This is a genomic window from Pontibacter populi (genome assembly GCF_040278685.1).
In the GTDB taxonomy this organism is placed as follows: Bacteria; Bacteroidota; Bacteroidia; order Cytophagales; family Hymenobacteraceae; genus Pontibacter; species Pontibacter populi.
In genome coordinates, this window is sequence record NZ_JBEOKT010000012.1 from 47,797 (window position 1) to 70,980 (window position 23,184).

Annotated in this window: 38 protein-coding genes; all 38 read right to left on the reverse strand. The window is 40.7% G+C overall.

Going from position 1 to position 23,184, the window contains the following annotated elements; translation table 11 throughout:
- Nucleotides 1–56 precede the first annotated feature (56 nt).
- Nucleotides 57–1,919, reverse strand: a complete 1,863-nt coding sequence (gene hscA / locus ABS362_RS13475) for a Fe-S protein assembly chaperone HscA (RefSeq protein ID WP_350413032.1) — start codon at nt 1,917–1,919, stop codon at nt 57–59.
- Between the two features lie 134 nt (nt 1,920–2,053).
- The gene (locus ABS362_RS13480) at nt 2,054–2,353 is read right to left on the reverse strand and encodes an FtsB family cell division protein (RefSeq protein ID WP_350413034.1); all 300 of its coding nucleotides are present in this window, start codon (nt 2,351–2,353) and stop codon (nt 2,054–2,056) included.
- 93 nt (nt 2,354–2,446) lie between these two features.
- Entirely contained in the window at nt 2,447–3,724 is a 1,278-nt protein-coding gene (eno, locus tag ABS362_RS13485) for a phosphopyruvate hydratase (RefSeq protein ID WP_350413035.1), read from the reverse strand.
- Between the two features lie 10 nt (nt 3,725–3,734).
- A complete protein-coding gene (carA, locus tag ABS362_RS13490) occupies nt 3,735–4,856 on the reverse strand; it encodes a glutamine-hydrolyzing carbamoyl-phosphate synthase small subunit (RefSeq protein WP_350413036.1) in 1,122 nt (373 codons plus the stop codon).
- A 74-nt stretch (nt 4,857–4,930) separates the two neighbouring features.
- A complete protein-coding gene (gene rplQ, locus ABS362_RS13495; RefSeq protein ID WP_350413037.1) occupies nt 4,931–5,440 on the reverse strand; it encodes a 50S ribosomal protein L17 in 510 nt (169 codons plus the stop codon).
- A gap of 68 nt (nt 5,441–5,508) precedes the next feature.
- Nucleotides 5,509–6,501, reverse strand: coding sequence for a DNA-directed RNA polymerase subunit alpha (locus ABS362_RS13500; protein ID WP_350413038.1), 993 nt, complete (start codon nt 6,499–6,501; stop codon nt 5,509–5,511).
- A gap of 37 nt (nt 6,502–6,538) precedes the next feature.
- Complete coding sequence (gene rpsD, locus ABS362_RS13505; RefSeq protein ID WP_162346231.1) at nt 6,539–7,144, reverse strand: 30S ribosomal protein S4; 606 nt, start codon at nt 7,142–7,144, stop codon at nt 6,539–6,541.
- A 21-nt stretch (nt 7,145–7,165) separates the two neighbouring features.
- Nucleotides 7,166–7,558 (reverse strand): 30S ribosomal protein S11, encoded by a 393-nt coding sequence (rpsK, locus tag ABS362_RS13510; protein ID WP_137759957.1) that lies wholly within the window; start codon nt 7,556–7,558, stop codon nt 7,166–7,168.
- 10 nt (nt 7,559–7,568) lie between these two features.
- Nucleotides 7,569–7,946, reverse strand: a complete 378-nt coding sequence (gene rpsM / locus ABS362_RS13515; protein ID WP_162346230.1) for a 30S ribosomal protein S13 — start codon at nt 7,944–7,946, stop codon at nt 7,569–7,571.
- 10 nt (nt 7,947–7,956) lie between these two features.
- A complete protein-coding gene (gene rpmJ / locus ABS362_RS13520) occupies nt 7,957–8,073 on the reverse strand; it encodes a 50S ribosomal protein L36 (protein WP_007654264.1) in 117 nt (38 codons plus the stop codon).
- A gap of 5 nt (nt 8,074–8,078) precedes the next feature.
- Nucleotides 8,079–8,297 carry a translation initiation factor IF-1 gene (infA, locus tag ABS362_RS13525; protein WP_162346229.1) on the reverse strand — a complete coding sequence of 73 codons (219 nt, stop codon included), beginning with the start codon at nt 8,295–8,297 and terminating at the stop codon, nt 8,079–8,081.
- Nucleotides 8,298–9,071: a type I methionyl aminopeptidase gene (gene map / locus ABS362_RS13530; protein WP_350413041.1), complete on the reverse strand. Its 774-nt coding sequence runs from the start codon at nt 9,069–9,071 to the stop codon at nt 8,298–8,300. It lies immediately after the preceding gene.
- A gap of 3 nt (nt 9,072–9,074) precedes the next feature.
- Complete coding sequence (gene secY, locus ABS362_RS13535; protein ID WP_350413042.1) at nt 9,075–10,391, reverse strand: preprotein translocase subunit SecY; 1,317 nt, start codon at nt 10,389–10,391, stop codon at nt 9,075–9,077.
- A 5-nt stretch (nt 10,392–10,396) separates the two neighbouring features.
- Nucleotides 10,397–10,843 (reverse strand): 50S ribosomal protein L15, encoded by a 447-nt coding sequence (gene rplO / locus ABS362_RS13540; protein WP_350413043.1) that lies wholly within the window; start codon nt 10,841–10,843, stop codon nt 10,397–10,399.
- 1 nt (nt 10,844) lies between these two features.
- Entirely contained in the window at nt 10,845–11,024 is a 180-nt protein-coding gene (gene rpmD, locus ABS362_RS13545) for a 50S ribosomal protein L30 (protein WP_238395661.1), read from the reverse strand.
- Nucleotides 11,025–11,028: 4 nt separating this feature from the next.
- Nucleotides 11,029–11,547 carry a 30S ribosomal protein S5 gene (gene rpsE / locus ABS362_RS13550; RefSeq protein WP_350413044.1) on the reverse strand — a complete coding sequence of 173 codons (519 nt, stop codon included), beginning with the start codon at nt 11,545–11,547 and terminating at the stop codon, nt 11,029–11,031.
- Nucleotides 11,548–11,553: 6 nt separating this feature from the next.
- A complete protein-coding gene (rplR, locus tag ABS362_RS13555) occupies nt 11,554–11,904 on the reverse strand; it encodes a 50S ribosomal protein L18 (RefSeq protein WP_350413045.1) in 351 nt (116 codons plus the stop codon).
- Between the two features lie 8 nt (nt 11,905–11,912).
- A complete protein-coding gene (gene rplF / locus ABS362_RS13560) occupies nt 11,913–12,467 on the reverse strand; it encodes a 50S ribosomal protein L6 (RefSeq protein WP_350413047.1) in 555 nt (184 codons plus the stop codon).
- A 16-nt stretch (nt 12,468–12,483) separates the two neighbouring features.
- Nucleotides 12,484–12,882: a 30S ribosomal protein S8 gene (rpsH, locus tag ABS362_RS13565; RefSeq protein ID WP_350413048.1), complete on the reverse strand. Its 399-nt coding sequence runs from the start codon at nt 12,880–12,882 to the stop codon at nt 12,484–12,486.
- Nucleotides 12,883–12,971: 89 nt separating this feature from the next.
- On the reverse strand, nt 12,972–13,241 hold the full coding sequence (gene rpsN / locus ABS362_RS13570) for a 30S ribosomal protein S14 (protein WP_340326864.1): 270 nt from the start codon (nt 13,239–13,241) through the stop codon (nt 12,972–12,974).
- A gap of 5 nt (nt 13,242–13,246) precedes the next feature.
- Complete coding sequence (rplE, locus tag ABS362_RS13575; protein ID WP_350413049.1) at nt 13,247–13,801, reverse strand: 50S ribosomal protein L5; 555 nt, start codon at nt 13,799–13,801, stop codon at nt 13,247–13,249.
- Nucleotide 13,802: 1 nt separating this feature from the next.
- Complete coding sequence (gene rplX, locus ABS362_RS13580; protein ID WP_350413050.1) at nt 13,803–14,126, reverse strand: 50S ribosomal protein L24; 324 nt, start codon at nt 14,124–14,126, stop codon at nt 13,803–13,805.
- Between the two features lie 19 nt (nt 14,127–14,145).
- Nucleotides 14,146–14,514 (reverse strand): 50S ribosomal protein L14, encoded by a 369-nt coding sequence (gene rplN, locus ABS362_RS13585; RefSeq protein WP_162427707.1) that lies wholly within the window; start codon nt 14,512–14,514, stop codon nt 14,146–14,148.
- 1 nt (nt 14,515) lies between these two features.
- Complete coding sequence (rpsQ, locus tag ABS362_RS13590; protein ID WP_350413051.1) at nt 14,516–14,773, reverse strand: 30S ribosomal protein S17; 258 nt, start codon at nt 14,771–14,773, stop codon at nt 14,516–14,518.
- A gap of 12 nt (nt 14,774–14,785) precedes the next feature.
- Nucleotides 14,786–14,986, reverse strand: coding sequence for a 50S ribosomal protein L29 (gene rpmC, locus ABS362_RS13595; RefSeq protein ID WP_162346216.1), 201 nt, complete (start codon nt 14,984–14,986; stop codon nt 14,786–14,788).
- Between the two features lie 4 nt (nt 14,987–14,990).
- Nucleotides 14,991–15,413 (reverse strand): 50S ribosomal protein L16, encoded by a 423-nt coding sequence (gene rplP / locus ABS362_RS13600; protein WP_350413052.1) that lies wholly within the window; start codon nt 15,411–15,413, stop codon nt 14,991–14,993.
- 30 nt (nt 15,414–15,443) lie between these two features.
- Nucleotides 15,444–16,211 (reverse strand): 30S ribosomal protein S3, encoded by a 768-nt coding sequence (gene rpsC / locus ABS362_RS13605; RefSeq protein WP_350413053.1) that lies wholly within the window; start codon nt 16,209–16,211, stop codon nt 15,444–15,446.
- A 4-nt stretch (nt 16,212–16,215) separates the two neighbouring features.
- On the reverse strand, nt 16,216–16,608 hold the full coding sequence (gene rplV / locus ABS362_RS13610) for a 50S ribosomal protein L22 (RefSeq protein ID WP_350413054.1): 393 nt from the start codon (nt 16,606–16,608) through the stop codon (nt 16,216–16,218).
- A 2-nt stretch (nt 16,609–16,610) separates the two neighbouring features.
- On the reverse strand, nt 16,611–16,889 hold the full coding sequence (rpsS, locus tag ABS362_RS13615; RefSeq protein WP_340326858.1) for a 30S ribosomal protein S19: 279 nt from the start codon (nt 16,887–16,889) through the stop codon (nt 16,611–16,613).
- A gap of 3 nt (nt 16,890–16,892) precedes the next feature.
- Entirely contained in the window at nt 16,893–17,717 is an 825-nt protein-coding gene (gene rplB / locus ABS362_RS13620) for a 50S ribosomal protein L2 (protein ID WP_350413055.1), read from the reverse strand.
- 10 nt (nt 17,718–17,727) lie between these two features.
- A complete protein-coding gene (gene rplW / locus ABS362_RS13625) occupies nt 17,728–18,015 on the reverse strand; it encodes a 50S ribosomal protein L23 (protein ID WP_350413056.1) in 288 nt (95 codons plus the stop codon).
- Nucleotides 18,015–18,644 (reverse strand): 50S ribosomal protein L4, encoded by a 630-nt coding sequence (gene rplD / locus ABS362_RS13630; RefSeq protein ID WP_350413057.1) that lies wholly within the window; start codon nt 18,642–18,644, stop codon nt 18,015–18,017. The genes rplW and rplD overlap by 1 nt, the downstream gene beginning before the upstream one ends.
- Nucleotide 18,645: 1 nt before the next feature.
- Nucleotides 18,646–19,263, reverse strand: coding sequence for a 50S ribosomal protein L3 (gene rplC / locus ABS362_RS13635; protein WP_350413058.1), 618 nt, complete (start codon nt 19,261–19,263; stop codon nt 18,646–18,648).
- A gap of 177 nt (nt 19,264–19,440) precedes the next feature.
- Nucleotides 19,441–19,746 carry a 30S ribosomal protein S10 gene (rpsJ, locus tag ABS362_RS13640; protein ID WP_007654312.1) on the reverse strand — a complete coding sequence of 102 codons (306 nt, stop codon included), beginning with the start codon at nt 19,744–19,746 and terminating at the stop codon, nt 19,441–19,443.
- 11 nt (nt 19,747–19,757) lie between these two features.
- Nucleotides 19,758–21,860, reverse strand: a complete 2,103-nt coding sequence (fusA, locus tag ABS362_RS13645; protein WP_350413059.1) for an elongation factor G — start codon at nt 21,858–21,860, stop codon at nt 19,758–19,760.
- Nucleotides 21,861–21,862: 2 nt separating this feature from the next.
- On the reverse strand, nt 21,863–22,330 hold the full coding sequence (gene rpsG, locus ABS362_RS13650) for a 30S ribosomal protein S7 (RefSeq protein WP_350413060.1): 468 nt from the start codon (nt 22,328–22,330) through the stop codon (nt 21,863–21,865).
- An 18-nt stretch (nt 22,331–22,348) separates the two neighbouring features.
- A complete protein-coding gene (rpsL, locus tag ABS362_RS13655; RefSeq protein ID WP_187031501.1) occupies nt 22,349–22,762 on the reverse strand; it encodes a 30S ribosomal protein S12 in 414 nt (137 codons plus the stop codon).
- A 104-nt stretch (nt 22,763–22,866) separates the two neighbouring features.
- Entirely contained in the window at nt 22,867–23,184 is a 318-nt protein-coding gene (locus tag ABS362_RS13660; RefSeq protein ID WP_350413061.1) for a DUF3467 domain-containing protein, read from the reverse strand.

The window sequence follows — 23,184 nt, forward strand, 5'->3', positions numbered from 1 at the left end:
AGCGCCGGCAAGTATAAGTTGCCGGCGCTTCTGTTTTATAGTTGTATAGTTTCGCGTTACTCTATCTTTTTACCGGCCATTGCCTGCTTTATAGATATCTGCATCACACGTTCTGCAAATGGGCTGGTTTGTTCTTCCAACGTATCTACTGCTTTTAGAATTGAGTCTTTATCTCCGCTTGGCAGTACACTTTTCAGGTTCTGCACATTAGTTTTGGTCAACTCAACTTCTTCGGTTGTCAAATGCTGGCCGTTCTTCTCAACAAAGCGCTCTACCTGGTAGATCATCTGCTCGGCAGTAGTGCGGGCTTCAATCACCATGCGGGTATTTACGTCTTCGCGGGCATGCGTAATCGAGTCCATCAGCATCTGCTCAACCTGCTCGTCTGTCAGGCCGTACTGTGGTTTTACTTCCACTTCCTGGCGCACACCAGAGCGTAACTCAATAGCTTCTACTTTCAGGATTCCATCGGCATTCAATATAAAGTTCACATCCACTTTCGGGAAGCCGGCCGGCATAGCAGGTATACCTTTCAGATCAAACTCAGCGAGTTTACGGTTCTCTTTTACTAAGTCGCGTTCACCCTGGTACACCGATATCTTCATGTTTACCTGTCCGTCTACCGACGTAGTATACTGGCGCCCTGCTTTGGTTGGTATTTTAGAGTTACGCGGGATGATAGAGTCCATCAGGCCACCCATAGTTTCTATACCCAAGGTAAGCGGCGTTACATCCAGCAGCAGAATGTCTTTACGGTTACCAGCTAAAATATCGGCTTGAATGGCGGCACCAAGAGCTACTACTTCATCCGGGTTAAGCGTATTGTTAGCTTGTTTCCCAAAGAATTCCGACACGGCATCATACACCATCGGCACACGCGTTGAACCACCCACCATGATCACAGCATCAATTTGCTCCGGCTGTAATTTCGCATCGCTCATAGCCATTCTACAACTTTCTATAGTTCGGGCAACTATAGGCGCAATCAATGTTTCAAAAGTATGACGCTCTATGTGGCAATCTATAGTTCCGTTTAAAGTTGAGGTGTAAACGGGTTGAGAGCTTAGTGTCTTCTTAGCTTCTTCGGCACGAAGGCGTAATTCTTGTTGCAGGTTCTTGTCCTGGTTTATAGTATCTGCTATAAGCTCGTTTTCCTGTATCCAGTGGTTTATAATGGCTCTGTCAAAGTCATCACCACCCAGGTACGTATCACCATTGGTTGACAGCACTTCAAAAATACCCTGGTGGATGCTCAGGATAGAAATATCAAAAGTACCGCCACCCAGGTCATATACTGCTACCGTTTTCTCTTCATTCTGATCGATGCCGATACCATAAGCCAGCGCTGCAGCAGTCGGCTCATTCACGATACGCAACACTTCCAGTCCAGCCAGTTTGCCGGCATCGCGTGTTGCCTGTCGCTGCGAGTCATTAAAGTAAGCAGGAACGGTAATTACGGCACGGTTAACCGGAGTTTTAAGCGAGTGTTCTGCACGCTCGCGCAATTCCTTCAGTATCTCCGCCGACAGCTCGATAGGCGAATAGAACTTATCACCTACCCTTATCTTAACCAGGCCTTCACTGTCATCATCAATTATCTTGTAGCCAAAGTAATCCTTGTGCTCGCCAACATCTTTATACGATTTGCCAAGTAAACGCTTTACAGAGTAAATGGTGTTAGCCGGATCAGTGGTCAGGTAATCTTTGGCTTCAGTACCAACTATAGTTTCGCCGGTCTGGGTAAAATGCACTACCGATGGTACAATCGTTCCGCGGCCCTGATCATTAATCGCTATTGGTTTTTTATCTTCAGGATGGATGTAGGCCACCAGGCTGTTGGTTGTGCCCAGATCTATACCTACTATAACTTCTTCCTGCTGGATAGAGCCAGTAGAAAGGTTTATTGCAACTTTTGCCATAGTATCTATACTTAGGTGAGGCCGCAAACTTATAGTTGCAGCTCAATGGCGCAAAGTTACGAATAATTTGGGGAGGGATTAAGTGATAAGTATCATTGAGACCTATAGTTTGAGGCAAACTATAAACTATAGCACTACTCTTCTTCCTTGGTAACTATAATGAACACATCCTCATTCGGGCGTTTCATCAGGTATTTTTCGCGGGCGTATTTTTCCAGCAGATCAGCATTTCCCATCAGGGCTTTACGGTCTTTCTCTACTTCACCCATTTTCTCCACATAATCTTCTTTCACAGCTTCCAGGTCGCTAAGCTGTTTACTCATCTGATATTGTGTCACAAAGTCGTTAGAGTCGAAAAAGAGCATCCATACCACAAACAGGGCTGTTGTGATAAAATAAAAACTGCGGAAGAATTTAGGAATGCGCTTGATCATCGGGAACTATGGCTAAAAGGTACTTACACAAAAATAAGGCTGTGAGTCATATAACCCACAGCCTTAGCCATAAATATTTTCAAATATTGGATTTTAGAACTTACGGCCCGGATAATAGGCAATTTCACCAAGCTCCTCTTCAATGCGAAGCAATTGGTTATACTTAGCCATACGGTCAGATCGAGAAGCCGAACCAGTCTTTATCTGGCCAGTGTTAAGCGCAACTGCTAAGTCAGCAATCGTGTTGTCTTCTGTCTCGCCAGAACGATGGCTCATCACGCTCTTATAACCATGGCGCAGGCCTAAGTTAATAGCGTTTATAGTTTCCGTAAGCGTACCGATCTGGTTAACTTTGATCAGGATAGAGTTTGCTACTCCCTGGTCTATACCTTGCTGCAGACGTTTCACGTTTGTCACAAAAAGGTCATCACCAACCAGCTGAACATTCTTACCTATAGTTTCAGTAAGCTCTTTCCAGCCAGCCCAGTCGTCTTCTGCCATACCATCTTCAATCGAGATGATCGGGTATTTCTCCGTCCACTCTTTCCAGTAGCTCACCATGTCCGAAGACGATAGTTTATCACCGGTAGATTTCTTGAACGTATAAAGACCAGTAGAAGCATCGTAGAATTCAGAGCTGGCCGCATCCATCGCGATCATCATATCATCGCCCGGCTTGTAACCAGCTGCTTCAATAGCCTGCAATACCACTTCAATGGCTTCCACGTTAGACGCGATGTTAGGCGCAAAGCCCCCCTCATCACCTACGTTCGTAGACAGGCCTTTCTTCTTCAATACATTTTTCAGGTGGTGGAATACTTCTGACCCCATTCGCAGAGCTTCAGAGAACGAAGGCGCACCAACCGGCATGATCATGAATTCCTGGAAGTCGATAGCGTTATCAGCATGGCTACCACCGTTCAGAATGTTCATCATCGGCACAGGCAAGGTATTGGCATTAACACCACCTACATAACGGTAAAGTGGCATATTCAGCTCTTGCGCAGCAGCACGGGCTATTGCCAGCGAAACACCAAGTATAGCATTAGCACCCAACTTACCTTTGTTATCAGAGCCATCCAGTTCGATCATGATCTTATCCAGCAGGTTCTGGTCGAACACCGGGAAACCAATCAGCTCTTCAGCAATCGTATCGTTTACATTGTTAACAGCCTGCATTACGCCTTTGCCCATGTACTTACTTTTGTCTCCGTCACGAAGCTCTACAGCTTCATGAATACCCGTAGACGCACCAGAAGGCACAGCAGCACGGCCCATAACACCAGTTTCGGTTATTACATCAACTTCTACAGTAGGATTGCCTCTCGAATCAAAGATCTGCCTGGCTTTAATATCAGTTATTAAGCTCATTGTTTTTAATCTATAGTTTTACTTGATTTTTACTTTGCTCTAATAATGCCACGAAGTCATCAAAAAGGTACTCTGAATCATGTGGTCCCGGCGATGACTCCGGATGGTACTGTACAGAGAAGGCCGGCTTCGTTTTCATGCGCATGCCTTCTATGGTGTTATCATTCAGGTTAATATGCGTGACTTCTACTTCCGGATGATTTCTCACTTGTTCAGCATCCACTACGAAACCATGATTCTGGCTGGTAATCTCGCTTCTTCCAGTTATTAGGTTTTTAACAGGGTGATTAAGACCACGGTGGCCATTATGCATTTTATAGGTTGCAATACCATTTGCCTGCGCCAGTATCTGGTGGCCCATACAAATACCAAACATAGGCTTCGACTTAGCCAGGATCTGTTTTACACTATTTACCGCATCTATAGTTGCTGCAGGGTCACCTGGACCATTCGATATAAAATAACCATCGGGATTCCACTTCTCCATCTCTTCAAATGGCGTATTGTAAGGGAATATCTTTACTTCACAGCCGCGTTGCATAAAATTATGTAAGCTGTTACGCTTAACCCCAAGGTCCAGCACTGCTACCCTATACTTTACATCTTCTGGTTTAAGATCATACGATTCAGGAGTACTTACTTTAGAAGATAATTCCAGACCAGCCATTGAAGGTACATCAGCCAGTTTCTTACGAAGTTCATCTATATCTGTTATCTCAGAAGATACTATTGCATTCATCGCACCTTTGTCACGGATATGTCGAACAAGCGCACGTGTATCAATTTCACAGATACCAACTATACCAGCCTTTTCAAAATATTCCTGCAAAGAGCCTTCTGCCGTTTTCCTGGAGTAGAAATGTGAAAAATCTTTACAAACCAGTGCGCTTATTTGTACCCTATTAGATTCAACTTCTTGGTGTTGCACACCATAGTTACCAACATGCGAAACTGTATTAACTACCACCTGGCCGAAGTAAGATGGATCTGTAAATATTTCCTGGTAACCAGTCATACCGGTATTGAAGCAAAGTTCTCCACCGGATGTACCTATCTTGCCTAAGCTCTTTCCTTTATAGATTATACCATCCTCTAATAGAAGGATAGCTTCTGTTGCGGTATGTTTTTTCATTTCGGAATTTTTACAAAAATAAAAAAGGGACACGACTTACGTCATGTCCCTTTAAAATATTTCAAAGATTCAGCTTATTCAGCATCTTTAGCTTCTTCTGCGGTTGCATCAGTTTCAGCAGCTTTAGGAGCTTCAGCAGCACCTTCAGCTTTCTTCTTAGCACCACCAGCACGACGACGAGTTTTCTTCGCACCTGCTGCTGTACCAGTTGAAGCAAGCATATCCTCGTTATAGTCTACAAGCTCGATAACACACATTTCAGCGTTGTCACCAAGACGAAGACCTGTTTTAAGGATACGAGTGTAACCACCCGGTCTGTTTGCAACTTTTGCAGCTACATTATCAAAAAGTTCTTTTACAGCTTCCTTCTCCTGAAGGTAAGCAAATACAGTTCTTCTTGAGTGTGTAGTATCGTTCTTAGATTTTGTAAGAAGTGGCTCAACATACTTACGAAGCGCTTTGGCCTTAGCTACTGTAGTAGAAAGACGCTTATGCATGATAAGGGAAGCAGCCATGTTCGACAGCATCGCCTTACGGTGAGCAGCAGTTCTTCCTAAGTGATTAATTTTTTTACCGTGTCTCATTATTTTGAATTGTGCACGGGCATACCGTCGATCAACCTATATGGGATCGGGAATTATGCCGTAAGTTATTATTCTTCTTCTAATTTATATTTAGAAAGGTCCATCCCGAAGGTTAATCCTTTCTCCTGAACCAGATTCTCTAATTCAGTAAGCGACTTCTTACCAAAGTTACGGAACTTCATCATATCAGAGATATCCAACTGTACCAGGTCACCAAGTGTTCTGATGTCCGCAGCTTTTAAGCAGTTATAAGCTCTAACCGATAAGTCCATATCCTGAAGTGGCGTCTTCAAAACTTTGCGCATATGCAGCAGTTCTTCATCAACAACCTCTTCTTCTTCTGGCTTAGCAGTTTCGAAAGTCATGGTGTTATCAGAGAACAACATAAAGTGCTGGATAAGAATATTTGCAGCGCCTTTTAGAGCTTCCTCTGGGTGTATTGATCCGTCAGTCTGAATTTCTAACAGAAGTTTTTCGTAGTCAGTCTTTTGCTCAACACGAGTGTTTTCTACACTGAACTTCACGTTTTTGATTGGCGTAAAGATAGAGTCGATAGAAATAAGACCGAAAACCTGGTCAGCAGCTGGCTTGTTCTCATCAGCAGGAACGTAACCACGTCCCTTCTGAATAGTAAGCTCAACTTCTAATGAAAGATTTTTATCCAGGTTGCAAATCACTAACTCAGGGTTAAGTACTTCAAAGCTTGAAGTAAATTTACTGATATCACCGGCATAGAAAGTATCTGAACCGTTGATCGTTACAGTGATTTTGTCATCAATAACTTCGCTGATCTTCTTAAAGCGAACCATTTTCAGGTTCAGGATGATGTCAGAAACATCCTGCACCACACCTTCAACTGATGAAAATTCGTGCAGTACACCAGGTATGCGAACGCTAGTAATAGCATATCCTTCAAGAGAGGATAGCAATATTCTTCGCAGAGCATTACCGATGGTTACACCGTAACCTTTTTCAAGCGGCTTGAATTCAAATAAACCATGAAAGTCGTCGGCTTTTTCCATTACAACTTTCTCTGGCATTTGAAATGCTAATATTGACATACTTGCAGTGTTAAAGGTTAAAAATTGATTATGCTGCTTACTTAGAGTAAAGTTCAACGATTAACTGCTCCTGGATCTTCTCCGGGATCAGGTCACGCTGAGGTGCAGAAATAAACTTACCAGCCATTTCAGTTGCGTCCCACTCTAACCAGCTAAACTGTCTTGCATTACGAACAGATAAACTTGTTGTAATTGCTTCAAGAGATTTTGATTTCTCTCTAACAGCTATAACATCACCAACTTTTAAGCTATAAGAAGGTATATTAACTATACCACCATTTACAGTTATGTGCTTGTGCAAAACAAGCTGACGAGCTGCTCTACGAGTTGGAGCAATTCCTAAACGGTATACAGTGTTATCTAATCTCGACTCAAGAAGGATCAAAAGGTTTTCACCTGTGATACCACCTTTTCTGTGAGCTTTATCAAATAGGTTAGCAAACTGCTTTTCTAATACACCATAGATGTATTTTGCCTTCTGCTTTTCAGCAAGCTGAACTGCGTATTCAGACTGCTTCTTACGACGGCCACGGCCGTGCATCCCTGGAGGATATGCTTTCTTTTTTAATGCTTTGCTTGGGCCGAAAATCTCTTCGTTGAATTTTCTGGAGATTTTGCTTTTTGGACCAGTATATCTTGCCATTTTATTTAATCTACTTTAAAATTAAACTCTTCTGCGTTTTGGAGGACGACATCCGTTGTGTGGTAGTGGAGTAACATCCTTGATAGTAGTTACCTCGATACCTGAATTTTGCACAGTACGGATAGCGGACTCTCTACCTGCGCCAGGGCCTTTAACAAAAACTTCAGCTTTACGCATTCCAAGGTCATAAGCAACCTTAGCGCAATCCGAAGCTGCCATCTGTGCAGCGTAAGGAGTGTTCTTTTTAGAACCTTTGAAACCCATTTTACCAGCAGAAGCCCAAGATATTACCTGACCTGCATTGTTGGTTACTGAGATAATGATATTGTTGAAAGAAGCTTTAATGTGTACCTGGCCAGTTGCTTCCACAACTACTACACGCTTTTTAGCTTTGTCTTTTCTTTTCTGAGCCATGATCAATTAATTATTTAGAAGCTTTCTTCTTGTTTGCAACTGTCTTACGCTTACCTTTTCTCGTACGAGAGTTATTTTTGGTACGCTGTCCACGAACTGGTAGACCTTTACGGTGTCTTAAACCACGGTAGCAACCGATATCAAGAAGACGCTTAATATGCAACTGAACTTCAGATCTTAAAACACCTTCAGTCTTATGCTCAGAAGCAATAATATTTCTGATCTCATTGGACTCATCTTCAGTCCAGTCTTTCACCTTTTTGTCAAGATCCACCCCGGCTTTGGTTAAGATAGATTTTGAAAGATTGCGGCCTATACCAAAGATATAGGTTAAAGCGATCTCTCCTCTTTTGTTATCCGGAATATCTACTCCTGCTATTCTTGCCATACTTATTTAATTATCCTTGTCTTTGTTTGTATCTTGGATTTTTCTTGTTGATCACATAAAGCTTCCCCTTGCGGCGGATAACTTTACATTCAGCACTTCTCTTTTTTACTGATGCTTTAACTTTCATTGTATTTATTTATATCGATAAACAATCCGACCTTTTGTTAAATCATAAGGGGACATCTCCAATTTTACTTTATCTCCAGGAAGAATTTTAATATAATTCATTCTCATCTTTCCAGAAATATGAGCAATTAATTGATGCCCGTTTTCAAGTTCTACACGAAACATAGCATTTGATAATGCTTCTATAATTGTCCCGTCCTGTTCTATAGATGACTGCTTGGCCATTTATAAGTTTTTAGCTTTGTCTATATAATCAAAAGTAGTTAATACTTCTGCTTTACCTTTTCTTACTACTACCGTATGCTCAAAATGAGCAGAAGGTTTTTTGTCTCTTGTTCTGATAGTCCAACCATCATCTTCCTGAACAACATTTCGTGTTCCTAGATTGATCATTGGCTCAATAGCAAGAACTAATCCTTCCTGTAGTTTAATGCCTTGCCCCCTCTTCCCATAGTTAGGAACTTCTGGTGCTTCGTGCAAATTACGCCCAACACCGTGCCCGACTAACTCTCTTACTACACTGAAACCGTTTGTCTCAGCATGCTGTTGAACTGCCTGGCTTATATCACCAAGTCTATTACCTACAACAGCCTTTTCAATTCCTTTTTCTAAGCTTTCTTTTGTAACTCTCAGCAGTTTTTGAATCTCTTCTGATACATTACCTACAGCATGTGTATAGGCCGAGTCACTATGAAAACCTTTGAAGTACACACCACAATCAACGGAGATAATATCGCCTTCTTTTAACTGATGCTTACCCGGAAATCCGTGTACGACAACAGCATTGGGTGAAATACATAAACTATAAGGAAAGCCATTATAGTTCAAAAATGAAGGTTGTGCTCCGTGATCTTTAATAAATTCTGTTGCTCTTTTATCAAGTTCAGCAGTTGTAACACCCTCCTTTATAAGAGAAGCTATTTCGCCATGGGCTTTGCCTAATATCAAAGCACCCTGGCGAATTAGCTCAATTTCTTCTTCAGTTTTATAAAATATCATTTATTAAGATACCATCGCTATATTCTCAGTTCTACCTCGCAACTTTCCTGACTTCATCATTCCATCGTAATGGCGCATAAGCAGGTAACTTTCAATTTGCTGAAGAGTATCAAGTACAACACCAACCATAATGATAAGGGATGTACCACCGAAGAACTGTGAAAACTCTCTTGTAACTCCAAACAACATTGCTATTGCTGGGAAGATTGCTACAAGGGCTAAAAAAATAGCACCAGGTAATGTGATTCGAGTTAAGATAGCATCGATGTATTCAGAAGTTGCACGGCCCGGTTTTACACCAGGTATAAATCCGCCACTTCTTTTCAGATCATCTGCTATTCTGTTAGGATCAACACTAATTGCAGTATAAAAGTACGTAAATACTAATATCAGAAGGCCAAACACCAGATTATACTGCCAGGAAGTGAAGTCTGAAAAAGTTGATCCGATATAGTTAGCAGTTTCACTTGTATCAGCCCACATACCAGCGATCATAGATGGCAGGAACATTAGTGACTGAGCAAAGATGATTGGCATTACACCAGCTGCATTTACTTTTAATGGTATAAACTGACGCTGACCACTGTATAATGAGCTTCCGCCTACCTGCTTAGCATACTGTACCGGAATTCTTCTGATAGCCTGAGTTAACATTACTACTGACATCACAACGAAGAAAAGAACTGCCAATTCAAATAAGAACAACAAAGCTCCATTCAGTTGTTTCGACAAGAATTCTGCAGCAATAGCGCCAGGGAATCTTGAAACGATACCGATCATGATAAGCATGGATATACCATTACCTATACCTTTATCTGTGATCTTTTCACCTAACCACATACAGAAGATAGTACCTGCTGTAAGCACGATCATCGATGTAATGGTAAATAAGGTTGTATTAATTGCTATTGCTTCACTGTTTATAGTTGCAACAAAGCCTACAGCCTGAGCTAAAGTAATTACAATGGTAAGAACTCGGGTGATCTGGTTGATTTTCTTTCTACCGGACTCACCCTCCTTCTGCATTTTCTGAAAATAGGGAACAGCAATTGTTAATAGCTGAAGTACAATCGAAGCCGATATATATGGCATGATACCTAATGCAAAGATGGATGCATTGCTAAATGCACCACCTAAGAAAGTATCCAACAAACCGAATAAACCCGAAGTGTTAGCCTTTAATTGATTAGGATCTATACCAGGAAGAACAACATAAGAACCAAGTCTGAATATTGCTATAAAACCGATTGTATTGAGTATTCTAACTCGTAGATCATCAATAGCAAATATGTTCTTTATTGTTGTTAAAAACTTCTTCATACCTATTAGATAGCTACTGTTTTACCGCCTGCTTTTTCAATTATTGATGTAGCTGATTGAGAAAAAGCATGAGCATGAACTTCAACTGCTTTATTTAACTCACCTCTACCTAATACTTTTACTTTATCGTTCTTAGAAACAAGTCCATGAGCTTTGAAGAAATCAAAGTTAAGAACAGTTTCTCCTGTGCTCTCAGCTAATGACTGAAGAACATCCAAGTTTATACCTTTGTATTCAACTCTGTTAATGTTCTTGAAGCCATACTTAGGAACACGTCTTTGAAGTGGCATCTGACCACCTTCAAATCCTGATTTCTGCGAGTAGCCTGAACGAGACTTCGCACCTTTGTGACCTCTAGTAGAAGTACCACCTCTACCAGATCCGGTACCACGGCCAAGTCTTTTTCTAGACTTTACAGCTCCTTCAGCAGGTTGTAATGAATGTAAATACATTTTATTGTTCTTTTACTACGATCAAATTCTGAACTTTATTAACCATACCAGCAATCTGTGGTGTATACTCTACAGTTACTGATTTATTGATTTTCCCTAATCCCAAAGCCTGGATAGTAAGCTTCTGGTTCTTAGGTCTGTCAATAATGCTTTTAACTTGTGTGATAGTTACTTTCGCCATGACATTAACCATTAAATACTTTCTGTAAATTAACACCTCTTTGCTGAGCAACAGCTAATGGGTCACGCATTTTTGCTAAAGCATCAAAAGTAGCTTTTACCACGTTGTGCGGGTTAGAAGATCCTTTTGACTTGCAAAGTACGTCTTTAATACCGGCACTTTCAAGCACAGCACGCATTGCACCACCAGCAATAACACCAGTACCGGCAGCAGCTGGCTTAACCAGTACATAACCTCCTGAGTATTTGCCTTCCATTGGGTGTGGCACAGTGTGATGATAAAGAGGAACTTTAACTAAGTTCTTCTTAGCATCATCAATACCTTTAGCAATAGCGTCAGTTACTTCATTAGCTTTACCTAATCCGTAACCTACCACGCCATTTCCGTCACCAACAACAACTATAGCAGCGAAGCTAAATCTTCTACCACCTTTAACTACTTTGGCAACTCTGTTTATAGCTACTACTTTCTCCTTTAGTTCGATTTCGCTAGCCTTTACACTACGTATATTGTTCTTCAACATAATATTTTAGAATTTAAGGCCAGCTTCTCTAGCTCCTTCAGCCAATGATTTAACTTTACCATGATACAGGTAGCCAGATCTATCGAATACTACTTGCGTAATACCTTTTTCCAGGGCTTTCGAAGCTATTTCTTTACCAACTTTAGTAGCGGTTTCAACATTAGCCTTCGTAGCATCATCTAATTTAGCTGAGGAAGCAGCTGCAAGTGTTACACCTGCAACATCATCAATAATCTGTGCATAAATTACACGATTACTTCTGAATACAGATAGCCTTGGTCTTTCAGACGTTCCAGCAACCTTTCTTCTGATGCTTTTCTTAATTCTTGATCTTCTTTGTACTTTATTAGCAGACATGATGATGATTATTTAGATGCTGTCTTACCAGCTTTTCTTCTTACAACTTCACCAACAAATCGGATACCTTTTCCTTTGTAAGGCTCAACCTTACGAAGTGATCTGATTTTTGCAGCCACCTGGCCTAAAAGCTGTTTATCGTTACTTTCTAAAGTAACAACCGGAGCTTTACCTTTTTCAGTAACAGCATTAACTGAAACTTCTGCAGGAAGTGCAACGAATATGTTGTGTGAATAACCTAATGAAAGCTCAAGTACCTGACCTTGAACAGATGCTTTATAACCAACACCTACAAGCTCAAGCTGCTCTTTATAACCTTCACTTACACCAATGATCATGTTATTGATCAATGATCTGTAAAGACCATGCATTGCTTTATGACGCTTTTGTTCTGTTGGTCTTTCAACGATGATCAGATTATCTTCTGTTTTTACAATTATATCAGAATCAACAGGTGTAGTCAAAGTACCTTTAGGTCCCTTTATAGTTACTACATTCTTGTCATCAATTGATACTTCTGTATTGCTTGGCAGGGTGATTGGCAATTTTCCTATACGTGACATTGTCTCTCCTCCTTACTTAGTAAACAAAACATAATACTTCACCGCCAATATTCTGCGTGCGTGCTTCCTTGTCAGTCATCACGCCTTTAGAAGTTGAAACGATGGCTACACCTAAACCATTCAATACGCGTGGCAGCTCATCACCCCCAGCATATTTACGAAGCCCTGGCTTGCTAATTCTCTCTAACTTAACAATCGCAGATTGTTTAGTTGAAGGATTATACTTCAAAGCTATTTTGATGGTACCCTGTACAGCTGAGTCTTCAAACTTGTAACTTTGAATATACCCTTTGTCGTACAGTACTTTTGTTATTTCCTTTTTGATTTTGCTAGATGGTATTTCAACTATGCGGTGGTTCGCTTTTATAGCGTTACGCACTCTAGTTAAATAATCTGCTATTGGATCTGAGTTCATTATGAATGACTTAAATAATGATCGCTTTTTTATAAGCGAGCCGCAAAGATAATTATTTTTCTTTATCTATTCTATAGATAATTGAAAAATTACCAGCTCGACTTTGTTACACCAGGAATTTTACCCATTAGAGCAAGTTCTCTAAACAATACACGCGATATTCCGAACTTTCTCATGTATCCACGTGGTCTGCCAGATAGTTTGCATCTGTTGTGCAATCTGATAGGAGACGCATTCTTAGGTAATTTATCTAAGCCTTCATAATCTCCTTTTGCTTTAAGCTCAGCTCTTTTAGCAGCATACTTTGCTACCATTTTCTGTCTTTTAAGCTCTCTTGCTTTTACTGCTTCTTTTGCCATTGCTGTTACTTTTTAATGTTTGTAAAAGGCATACCAAAAGCTTTCAACAGTTCATAACTTTCTTCATCAGTGTTAGCTGTTGTTACAAAAGTTATGTCCATACCACTTATGGATTTTATCTTGTCAATGCTTATCTCTGGGAAAATGATTTGTTCTTTGATACCTAAAGTATAGTTACCTCTGCCATCAAATCCTTTATCATTTACTCCTCTGAAGTCACGTACACGTGGAAGCGCGATAGTAAGAAGTCTGTCAAGGAATTCATACATTTTCTGTCCCCTTAGTGTAACACGAGCTCCGATTGGCATACCTTCACGAAGTTTGAAGTTCGATACAGATTTCTTAGCTATAGTTGCTACTGCTTTCTGACCAGTGATAGTCGTCAGCTCATCTACTCCGATATCCACAAGCTTCTTATCAGCTACAGCTGCACCAATACCTCTGTTGATAGAGATCTTAGTGATCTTAGGCACCTGCATTACGTTCTTGTACTGGAACTTTTCTTTCAGGGCAGGAATTACCTCCGACTGATATTTTTCTTTTAATCTTGAAGTTGCCATATTAGATTACTTCTCCTGTCTTTTTAGAGTAACGTTCAGTTTTACCGGCGCTGTTCTTCCTATTGGCAGTCTTGGTTTTTTCACCAGTCTTTGGATCAACTATAGTTACATTGCTCACATGAATCGGAGCTTCTACTTTAGCGATACCGCCTTGAGGATTTTTTGCGCTTGGTTTGGTATGCTTCGTTACCAGGTTTAATCCTTCTACTACTACTTTATTTTTATCTGTTAAAACAGATGTGATACGGCCTGTCTTACCGCGTTCGTCACCAGCAATTACTTTAACCGTATCGCCAGTCTTAACATGAAGTTTTTTCTTATTCATCTTTACTGAGAATTAGGATTTATAGAACTTCAGGCGCAAGTGAAACGATTTTCATGAATTGTTTTTCACGAAGTTCACGAGCTACTGGACCAAAAATACGCGTACCGCGTGGTTCATTGTTCGCGTTAAGCAGAACAGCAGCATTGTCATCGAAACGAATATAAGAACCATCTTTTCTTCTGATTTCTTTTTTCGTTCTAACAATCACAGCTTTAGAAACCGTTCCCTTCTTGATGTTACCAGAAGATAAGGCAGACTTTACAGTTACAACTATACGATCACCGATTGATGCGTATTTCTTTCCTGTTCCACCCAGGACACGGATGCAAAGTACTTCTTTTGCACCACTGTTGTCAGCTACAGTTAATCTTGATTCTTGCTGTATCATCTTACTTAGCTCTTTCTATGATTTCAACTAAACGCCAGTTCTTGTTCTTGCTAAGCGGACGAGTTTCCTGAATACGTACCGTATCACCGATATTGCACTCATTATTTTCGTCGTGAGCCATGAACTTATTGGACTTGCTTACAAACTTCCCGTACATCGGGTGTTTCATTTTGCTTTCAACAAGCACAGTGATAGATTTGTCCATTTTGTTACTAACAACCTTACCACTTCTTTCTTTTCTAAGATTTCTCTCTTCCATTTTATTTAAGTATTAAGAGTTAGCTTCAATTTCACGACGACGCAACTCTGTATTCAGACGTGCAATCGTTGCTTTGGACTCACGGATTTTCATTGGGTTTTCCAATGGAGATATGGCATGAGCAAAACGAAGGTTCTGCATGTTGGTCTTCTCAGTGTTAAGCTTCTCTTGTAGTTCCTCTAAAGACAAAGCTTTTATTTCTGAATTTTTCATATTACTACTTCTCAACGTAATCTCTACGTACTACAAACTTTGTTTTAACAGGTAACTTCTGTGCTGCTAATCTTAATGATTCTTTTGCAACTTCAAGAGATACTCCATCAGATTCAAACATGATAGTACCTGGTTTAACAACGGCTACCCAATACTCAGGCGAACCTTTACCTTTACCCATACGAACCTCTGCAGGCTTCTTGGTAATAGGCTTGTCTGGGAAAATTCTGATCCAAACCTGGCCTTCACGTTTCATTGCTCTTGTCATCGCGATACGAGCTGCTTCTATTTGGCGGCTTGTGATCCAAGATGCTTCAAGAGATTTTATTGCGAATGATCCGAATGAAATGGTGCTTCCTCTATGAGCAAGTCCAGTCACACGACCTTTCTGCATTTTTCTATATTTAGTCCTTTTCGGCTGTAACATTTTCTAAAACTCTATAATGTTAACAATCAATTACTGACGACGCTTGTTGTCTCTGCGTTTTGGCGCACCACCGTCTGTTTTCTTGCGGTTGCCTCCTGCATTGCGTCTGTCACCTCCCTGAGAAGATCCTGGTCCTTTGCTTTCTAATCCGGCATTTGGAGTAAGATCTTTCTTACCATAAACTTCACCTTTGAAGATCCACACTTTAATTCCTAGCTTACCGTAAACAGTCTGAGCTTCAGATAAAGCATAATCAATATCAGCACGAAGTGTATGTAGTGGAGTTCTACCTTCTTTGTAGTGCTCTGTACGTGCCATCTCAGCTCCGCCTAAACGACCTGATACCTGCACTTTGATACCTTCTGCACCTACACGTAAAGCAGAAGCAATTGCCTGCTTCATGGCGCGACGGAAAGAGATACGAGCTTGTAACTGCTGAGCAATAGATTCGCCAACCAGTTTAGCATCTAACTCAGGACGCTTAATTTCAAAAATGTTGATCTGAACATCTTTGTTTGTAAGCTTCTTAAGTTCTTCTTTAATCTTATCTACTTCCTGACCACCTTTACCAATTACAACACCCGGACGGGCAGTGTTAATGGTAATAGTGATACGCTTAAGTGTTCTTTCGATTATTATTTTAGAGATACCACCTTTAGGGATACGAGCTAAAATATATTTTCTGATCTTCTCGTCTTCAACAAGTTTCTCAGCGAAATCTTTGCCGCCGTACCAGTTAGAATCCCAACCTTTGATAACTCCTAGGCGAAAACCGATCGGATTTACTTTCTGTCCCATATTCTTACTTATTGGCTTTATTAGATTTCTTTGATTTTTGCTCAAGTTGCTCTTCAGTCATGCTATCGATTACAAGAGTAACATGATTAGATCTCTTTCTGATGCGGTAACCGCGACCTTGCGGAGCTGGGCGAAGACGCTTTAACATCTTTCCTTCATCTACAAAGATTGATTTCACATACAGGTTTGCATCTTCTATCTGAGCATCTTCATTCTTCTGTTGCCAGTTTGATAAAGCAGATAAAAGAAGCTTCTCTAACCTTGCTGCACCCGAATTTGGCTCGAACTTAAGGATACCTAAGGCTTTTGCTACGCTTTTACCGCGTATTATATCGGCCACTAATCTCATCTTTCGTGGAGACGTAGGCACATTGTTTAATTTAGCTACTGCTTCCATGATTATCGCTTGCCTTTATCTTTTTTAGCTATGTGACCTCTGAAGTTTCTGGTTGGTGCAAATTCACCAAGCTTGTGACCTACCATGTTCTCAGTTACATACACAGGTATAAATTTATTACCATTATGTACTGCAAAGGTGTGTCCAACGAAATCAGGAGAAATCATTGATCTGCGCGACCATGTTTTGATAACCGTCTTTTTGCCGGCTTCATTCATCGCAACTACTTTCTTCTCGAGCCTATAGTCAATATAAGGCCCTTTTTTTAATGATCTAGCCATTTATTATTTCTTTCCTCTATTAACTATTAACTTCTCAGAAAACTTGTTCTTGTTTCTGGTCTTAAGACCTTTAGCGTATAAGCCTTTACGTGAGCGAGGGTGACCACCTGAAGACTTACCTTCGCCACCACCCATAGGGTGATCGACTGGGTTCATCGCAACACCACGTACTCTTGGACGCTTACCTAACCATCTGTTACGACCAGCTTTACCGATCTTAACATTCATATGGTCAGAGTTAGAAACCGTTCCAACTGTTGCATAGCAGTTAACAAGTACCATTCTCAATTCGCCAGAAGGCAATTTGATAGTGGCATATCTACCTTCACGTGCTACAAGCTGTGCATATGATCCTGCACTTCTAGCTAGGATTGCACCCTGGCCAGGCTGTAACTCTATATTGTGGATGATTGTACCTAGAGGAATATCAGATAAAGGAAGGCAGTTACCAATTTCAGGAGCATTACCTGGACCAGAAATTATCACTGAACCTACTTCGATACCAGTTGGAGCTATAATATAGCTCTTCTCACCGTCAGCATAGTATACTAATGCTATACGGGCCGTGCGGTTTGGATCGTACTCAATTGATTTCACCGTTGCAGGCACGCCATGCTTCGTTCTTTTGAAATCAACCATTCTGTACTTACGCTTATGACCACCGCCCATATAGCGCATAGTCATTTTACCTTGATCATTGCGTCCACCAGATTTTTTTAATGGTGCCAACAAAGATTTTTCAGGAGCTGATGCCGTAATTTCATCGAATGCCGGCGCTACTCTAAATCTTTGACCTGGTGTTGTTGGTCTTAGTTTTTTTAAAGCCATTGCTGATTAATTATATTCCGCTATAAAAATCTATCATTTCACCTTCTTTCAAGGTTACTATTGCTTTTTTGATCACAGAAGTACGACCTGAAACTGCACCAGATTTAGTGTATTTCGTCTTTACTTTTCCTATTGATCTCATGGTTGCAACACTAGTCACAGTTACACCATAAAGCTTTTCTACTGCCTTTTTGATTTCTACTTTATTGGCTTTCTTCTCAACCTCAAAAGCATACTTTCCTACTTCGTTCATGGCAGTGTATTTTTCCGTCACAAGCGGTCTTTTAAGTACGTTCATTACTTATTGCTTAAAAGGTTTTCGATAATGTTCACTGATTCTTCAACTAACACCACGCGCTCAGCATTAAGCAGGTCGTAAGTATTAAGATCCGCAGCAGTTGCCACTTTAACTTTAGGTATGTTTCTACCTGACAGAACTATATTATCATTTGCTGTTGGTATTACAAATAAAGTCTTACCAGTAGATTTGATATTGTTCAGGATAGCAATAAAGTCTTTCGTCTTAGGAGACTCTAATGAGAATGACTCCAATAGAGCAACTTTATTATCTTTTGCCAGAAGAGACAGGGCAGATACTCTTGCAACAGTTTTAAGCTTTTTGTTCAGCTTAAAGCTATAGTTTCTTGGCTTAGGACCGAATACTCTACCACCACCAACAAATAAAGGAGACTTTATGCTACCAGCTCTGGCACCACCGGTACCTTTTTGCTTCTTGATCTTTTTAGTAGATCCGGCAACTTCATTTCTCTCTTTAGATTTATGTGTTCCTTGTCTTTGATTAGCCAAGTACTGTTTCACGTCAAGATACATTGCATGCTGATTCGGCTCAGCGCCAAACACAGCATCAGAAAGAGCGATCTTTCTACCTGTATCTTCACCTTTTATATTCAATACAGAAAGCTCCATTTTATTTCTCGATTAAAACGTAAGAGTTTTTGGCACCTGGAACAGAGCCACTAACTACTAAAAGATTTTTATCAGCGATTACGCGCATGATTGTCAGGTTCTGGATTGTAACTCTGTTACCACCTGTTCTACCTGCCATTCGCATTCCTTTGAATACTCTTGATGGCCAAGAACATGCACCAATAGAACCTGGGTGTCTAGCCCTGTTATGCTGACCGTGTGTTTGACCACCAACACCGGCAAATCCGTGACGCTTTACAACGCCCTGGAAACCTTTACCTTTTGATGTTCCTACAACGTCAACAAATTCCCCTTCAATGAATAGGTTGGCATCAACCACATCTCCTGCATTCAGTGACAACCCTTCGGCATCAAATTCTGCAACCTTTTTCTTAGGAGCCGTATTAGTTTTCTTGTAGTGACCTGCTTCCGCTTTAGTTACTCTCTTTAACTTCTTGTCACCGAAGCCAAGCTGTACTGCAGCATAGCCATCGTTTTCTACCGTCTTCACCTGAGTAACAACACACGGTCCAGCTTGAATAAGCGTAACTGGTATGTTTTTACCATCTGGTGTGAAGAGGCTTGTCATTCCGATTTTTTTACCGATAATTCCAGGCATTCAACTTGTTTTTTTAGATGGATATAATAATATTACCCCCCAGCTATAGCTAAGGGAGTGCAAAGTTAAGAAAAATTAATATCTCTTTACAACTCTTCTGTAAAATATTCTTAATCAGCCCATAAAAAAAGAGAACCACATTGCTATGGTTCTCTTTTTATTTACAAAATGTGCTTATCAAACTTTGATCTCTACATCAACACCACTTGGTAATTCAAGTTTCATTAATGCATCTACAGTTTTAGAGCTTGTTGAATAAATATCAACTAGTCTTTTGTATGTGCACAGCTGGAACTGCTCACGCGACTTCTTGTTTACGTGTGGTGAACGAAGTACAGTGAACTTATCCTTTTCTGTAGGAAGTGGAATTGGACCACTAACTATAGCACCTGTTGCTTTTACTGCTTTAACGATCTTCTCAGATGACTTATCAACTAAATTGTGATCGTAAGACTTTAATTTAATTCTTATTTTCTGATTCATTTTTGTAACAACTATTTAGCTGATGTTCCTTTAATTTTGGCAATAATGCCATCTGCTAAGTTCTGAGGTACTTGCTCATAATGTGAGAAAGTTAAAGAAGCAGTAGCTCTACCTGATGTAATCGTACGAAGGTCAGTAACATAACCGAAAAGTTCTGATAACGGAACATCTGCTTTTACAACAGTTGATGTACCTTTTGTATCCATACCTTTCATGATACCTCTTCTTCTGTTCAAGTCACCAGTTACAGGACCTGTGTACTCATCTGGAGTAACAACATCAACCGCCATGATCGGCTCAAGAAGTTTAGGAGCACACTGCTTACCTGCTTCTTTGAAACCTTGACGAGCTGCTAATTCAAATGATAATGAGTCAGAGTCAACATCGTGGAATGAACCGTGGAACAGACGCACTTTCATTGAGTCAATCGGGAAGCCTGCAAGGATACCGTTCTTCATTGCTTCTTCGAAACCTTTCTGAACAGCTGGTATAAATTCTCTTGGAATCACACCACCTACAATTGCGTTCTCAAACTCAAGTCCCTGCTTGCCATCTTCACGTGGTCCCATTGTGAACACGATATCAGCAAACTTACCACGACCGCCTGACTGTTTCTTGAACACTTCTCTGTGCTCAACAGTTTTAGTGATTGTTTCTTTGTAAGCTACCTGTGGGGCACCCTGGTTCAATTCAACCTTAAACTCACGCTTCATACGGTCGATGATGATCTCCAAGTGAAGCTCACCCATACCGCGAAGAATAGTTTGACCAGTTTCCTCGTCAGTGTTAACCTGTAGTGTTGGATCCTCTTCAACAAGCTTGGCAATTGCCATACCCATTTTATCAGAGTCAGCCTGAGTTTTTGGCTCAATTGCATATCCAATTACTGGCTCAGGGAATTCCATTGATTCAAGAACGATCTTATGTCCCTGATCGCAAAGTGTATCACCTGTTTTGATATCCTTAAAGCCTACTACTGCAGCGATATCACCAGCTTCTAATCTTTCGATCTGGTTTTGCTTGTTAGCATGCATCTGGAAAATACGTGAGATACGCTCTTTGTTGTTTGAGCGAGTATTAAACACGTATGATCCTGATTCCAATACACCTGAATATGCACGTACAAAGCAAAGACGTCCTACATAAGGGTCAGTTGCGATCTTAAATGCAAGACCTGCGAATGGATCTGTTGCACTTGGCTTACGAGCTATTTCATTTCCTGTATCAGGATCTGTACCAGTAATGCTTTCTTTGTCCATCGGAGATGGTAACAAAGCCATTACATAGTCAAGCATTGTCTGAACACCTTTGTTCTTGAAAGAAGAACCACAAAGCATTGGAACAATAGCCATATCTATTGTTGCAGCACGAAGAGCAGCAAGAATTTCATCTTCTGTGATTGACGCTGGATCATCGAAGTATTTCTCCATTAATCTTTCGTCATAATCAGCTACTGCTTCCAAAAGTTTCTCTCTGTATTCTTCAGCTTCTTCCAGCATATCATCCGGAATTGGAACTTCAGTAAAGGTCATACCTTTATCTGATTCATTCCAAACTATACCACGGAAGTTAACCAGATCAACAACACCCTTGAAGTTATCTTCAGCACCGATCGGTAACTGTAATGCTACCGCATTGCTGCCCAGCATTTCTTTAACTTGCTTACAAACTGCAAGGAAGTCAGCACCAGAACGGTCCATTTTGTTAACGAAACCAAGACGGGCAACTTTATAGTTGTCTGCAAGTCTCCAGTTAGTTTCTGATTGTGGTTCTACACCATCAACCGCACTAAAAAGGAATACAAGACCATCCAGTACGCGAAGTGAACGGTTCACCTCTACTGTAAAGTCTACGTGACCTGGCGTATCTATAATGTTGATATGGTAGTCGTTGTTTCTGTATGGCCAGCTCACTGTTACAGCTGCAGAAGTAATCGTGATACCACGCTCCTGCTCCTGCTCCATCCAGTCAGTTGTTGCACCACCTTCGTGTACTTCACCTAACTTGTGAGATTTACCTGTATAATAAAGAATACGCTCAGTTGTAGTGGTCTTACCGGCATCAATGTGCGCAGCAATACCAATATTTCTGGTATATTTTAAGTCTCTTGCCATTACTAGAATCTAAAGTGTGAGAATGCTTTGTTGGCTTCTGCCATTCTGTGCGTGTCGTCTTTTTTCTTAACGGCTGCACCTTCACCCTTAGCAGCTGCGATAATTTCACCTGCTAATTTATCCTTCATTGTCTTCTCACCTCTCTTACGTGAGTAGGAAATCATCCATTTGATTCCCAGAGATACTCTGCGGTCCGGACGAACCTCAGTCGGCACTTGGAAAGTAGCTCCTCCAACACGACGGCTTTTAACCTCTACAGCTGGCATGATGTTATTCAATGCCTTCTTCCAAGTTTCAAGACCGTTCTCTTTTGTTCTTTGCTCTACTAGATCTACAGCATCATAGAAAATTCCATAAGCAACACTTTTCTTGCCATCTACCATCAGGTAGTTTACAAAACGTGTAACTAATGTCTCTTTGTATTTTGGATCTGGAAGGAGAATTCTACTCTTCGGCTTTGCTTTTCTCATTGTATTAAATGCTATTTATTATTTCTTTTTACCTTTTCCGGCAGCCGCTGGAGCTTGTCCTGGCTTAGGTCTCTTAGCACCGTATTTAGAACGAGACTGAAGACGGCCACTCACACCTGCAGTATCCAATGCACCACGTACGATGTGATAACGAACACCCGGAAGGTCCTTTACTCTACCACCTCTGATAAGAACAATCGAGTGTTCCTGTAAGTTGTGACCTTCACCTGGTATGTAGGCGTTAACCTCTTTACCATTTGTTAATCTTACCCTTGCAACTTTACGCATTGCAGAGTTTGGTTTCTTAGGCGTCGTTGTATATACTCTTGTACATACTCCACGACGCTGTGGGCATGAATCCAAGGCTGGAGACTTTGACTTTGAAGTCAGTTTCTCTCTGCCTTTTCTTACTAATTGCTGTATAGTAGGCATTTACTAGCTGTTAATTATAGATTTTTCCACTTTAATTTTTGGACTGCAAAGGTATAAAAATCGATTTGCAATTTCAAAATTTTAATTATTTAATTATTAGCACCTTATGCTTCGCCAACCGTGCCTCCGAAGTTCATCGGGAAAGAGGGCGCTTCATTTGCCTGCTTTATTTCGCCAAAGCTACTTTCGTATTTCTTGATGTTATCAGCCAGAGCTGCTAATAATCTTTTAGCATGCTCTGGTGTGATAACAACTCTTGATTTTACTTTTGCTTTTGGCAACCCTGGCATCAGACGAATAAAATCAATAACAAATTCGCTACTGGAATGTGCTATCATGGCAAGATTTGCATATTGCCCTTCTGCTACTTCTTCCGATAACTCAATGTTAATCTGATTCTGGATCTGCTGTTCTTCTGCCAT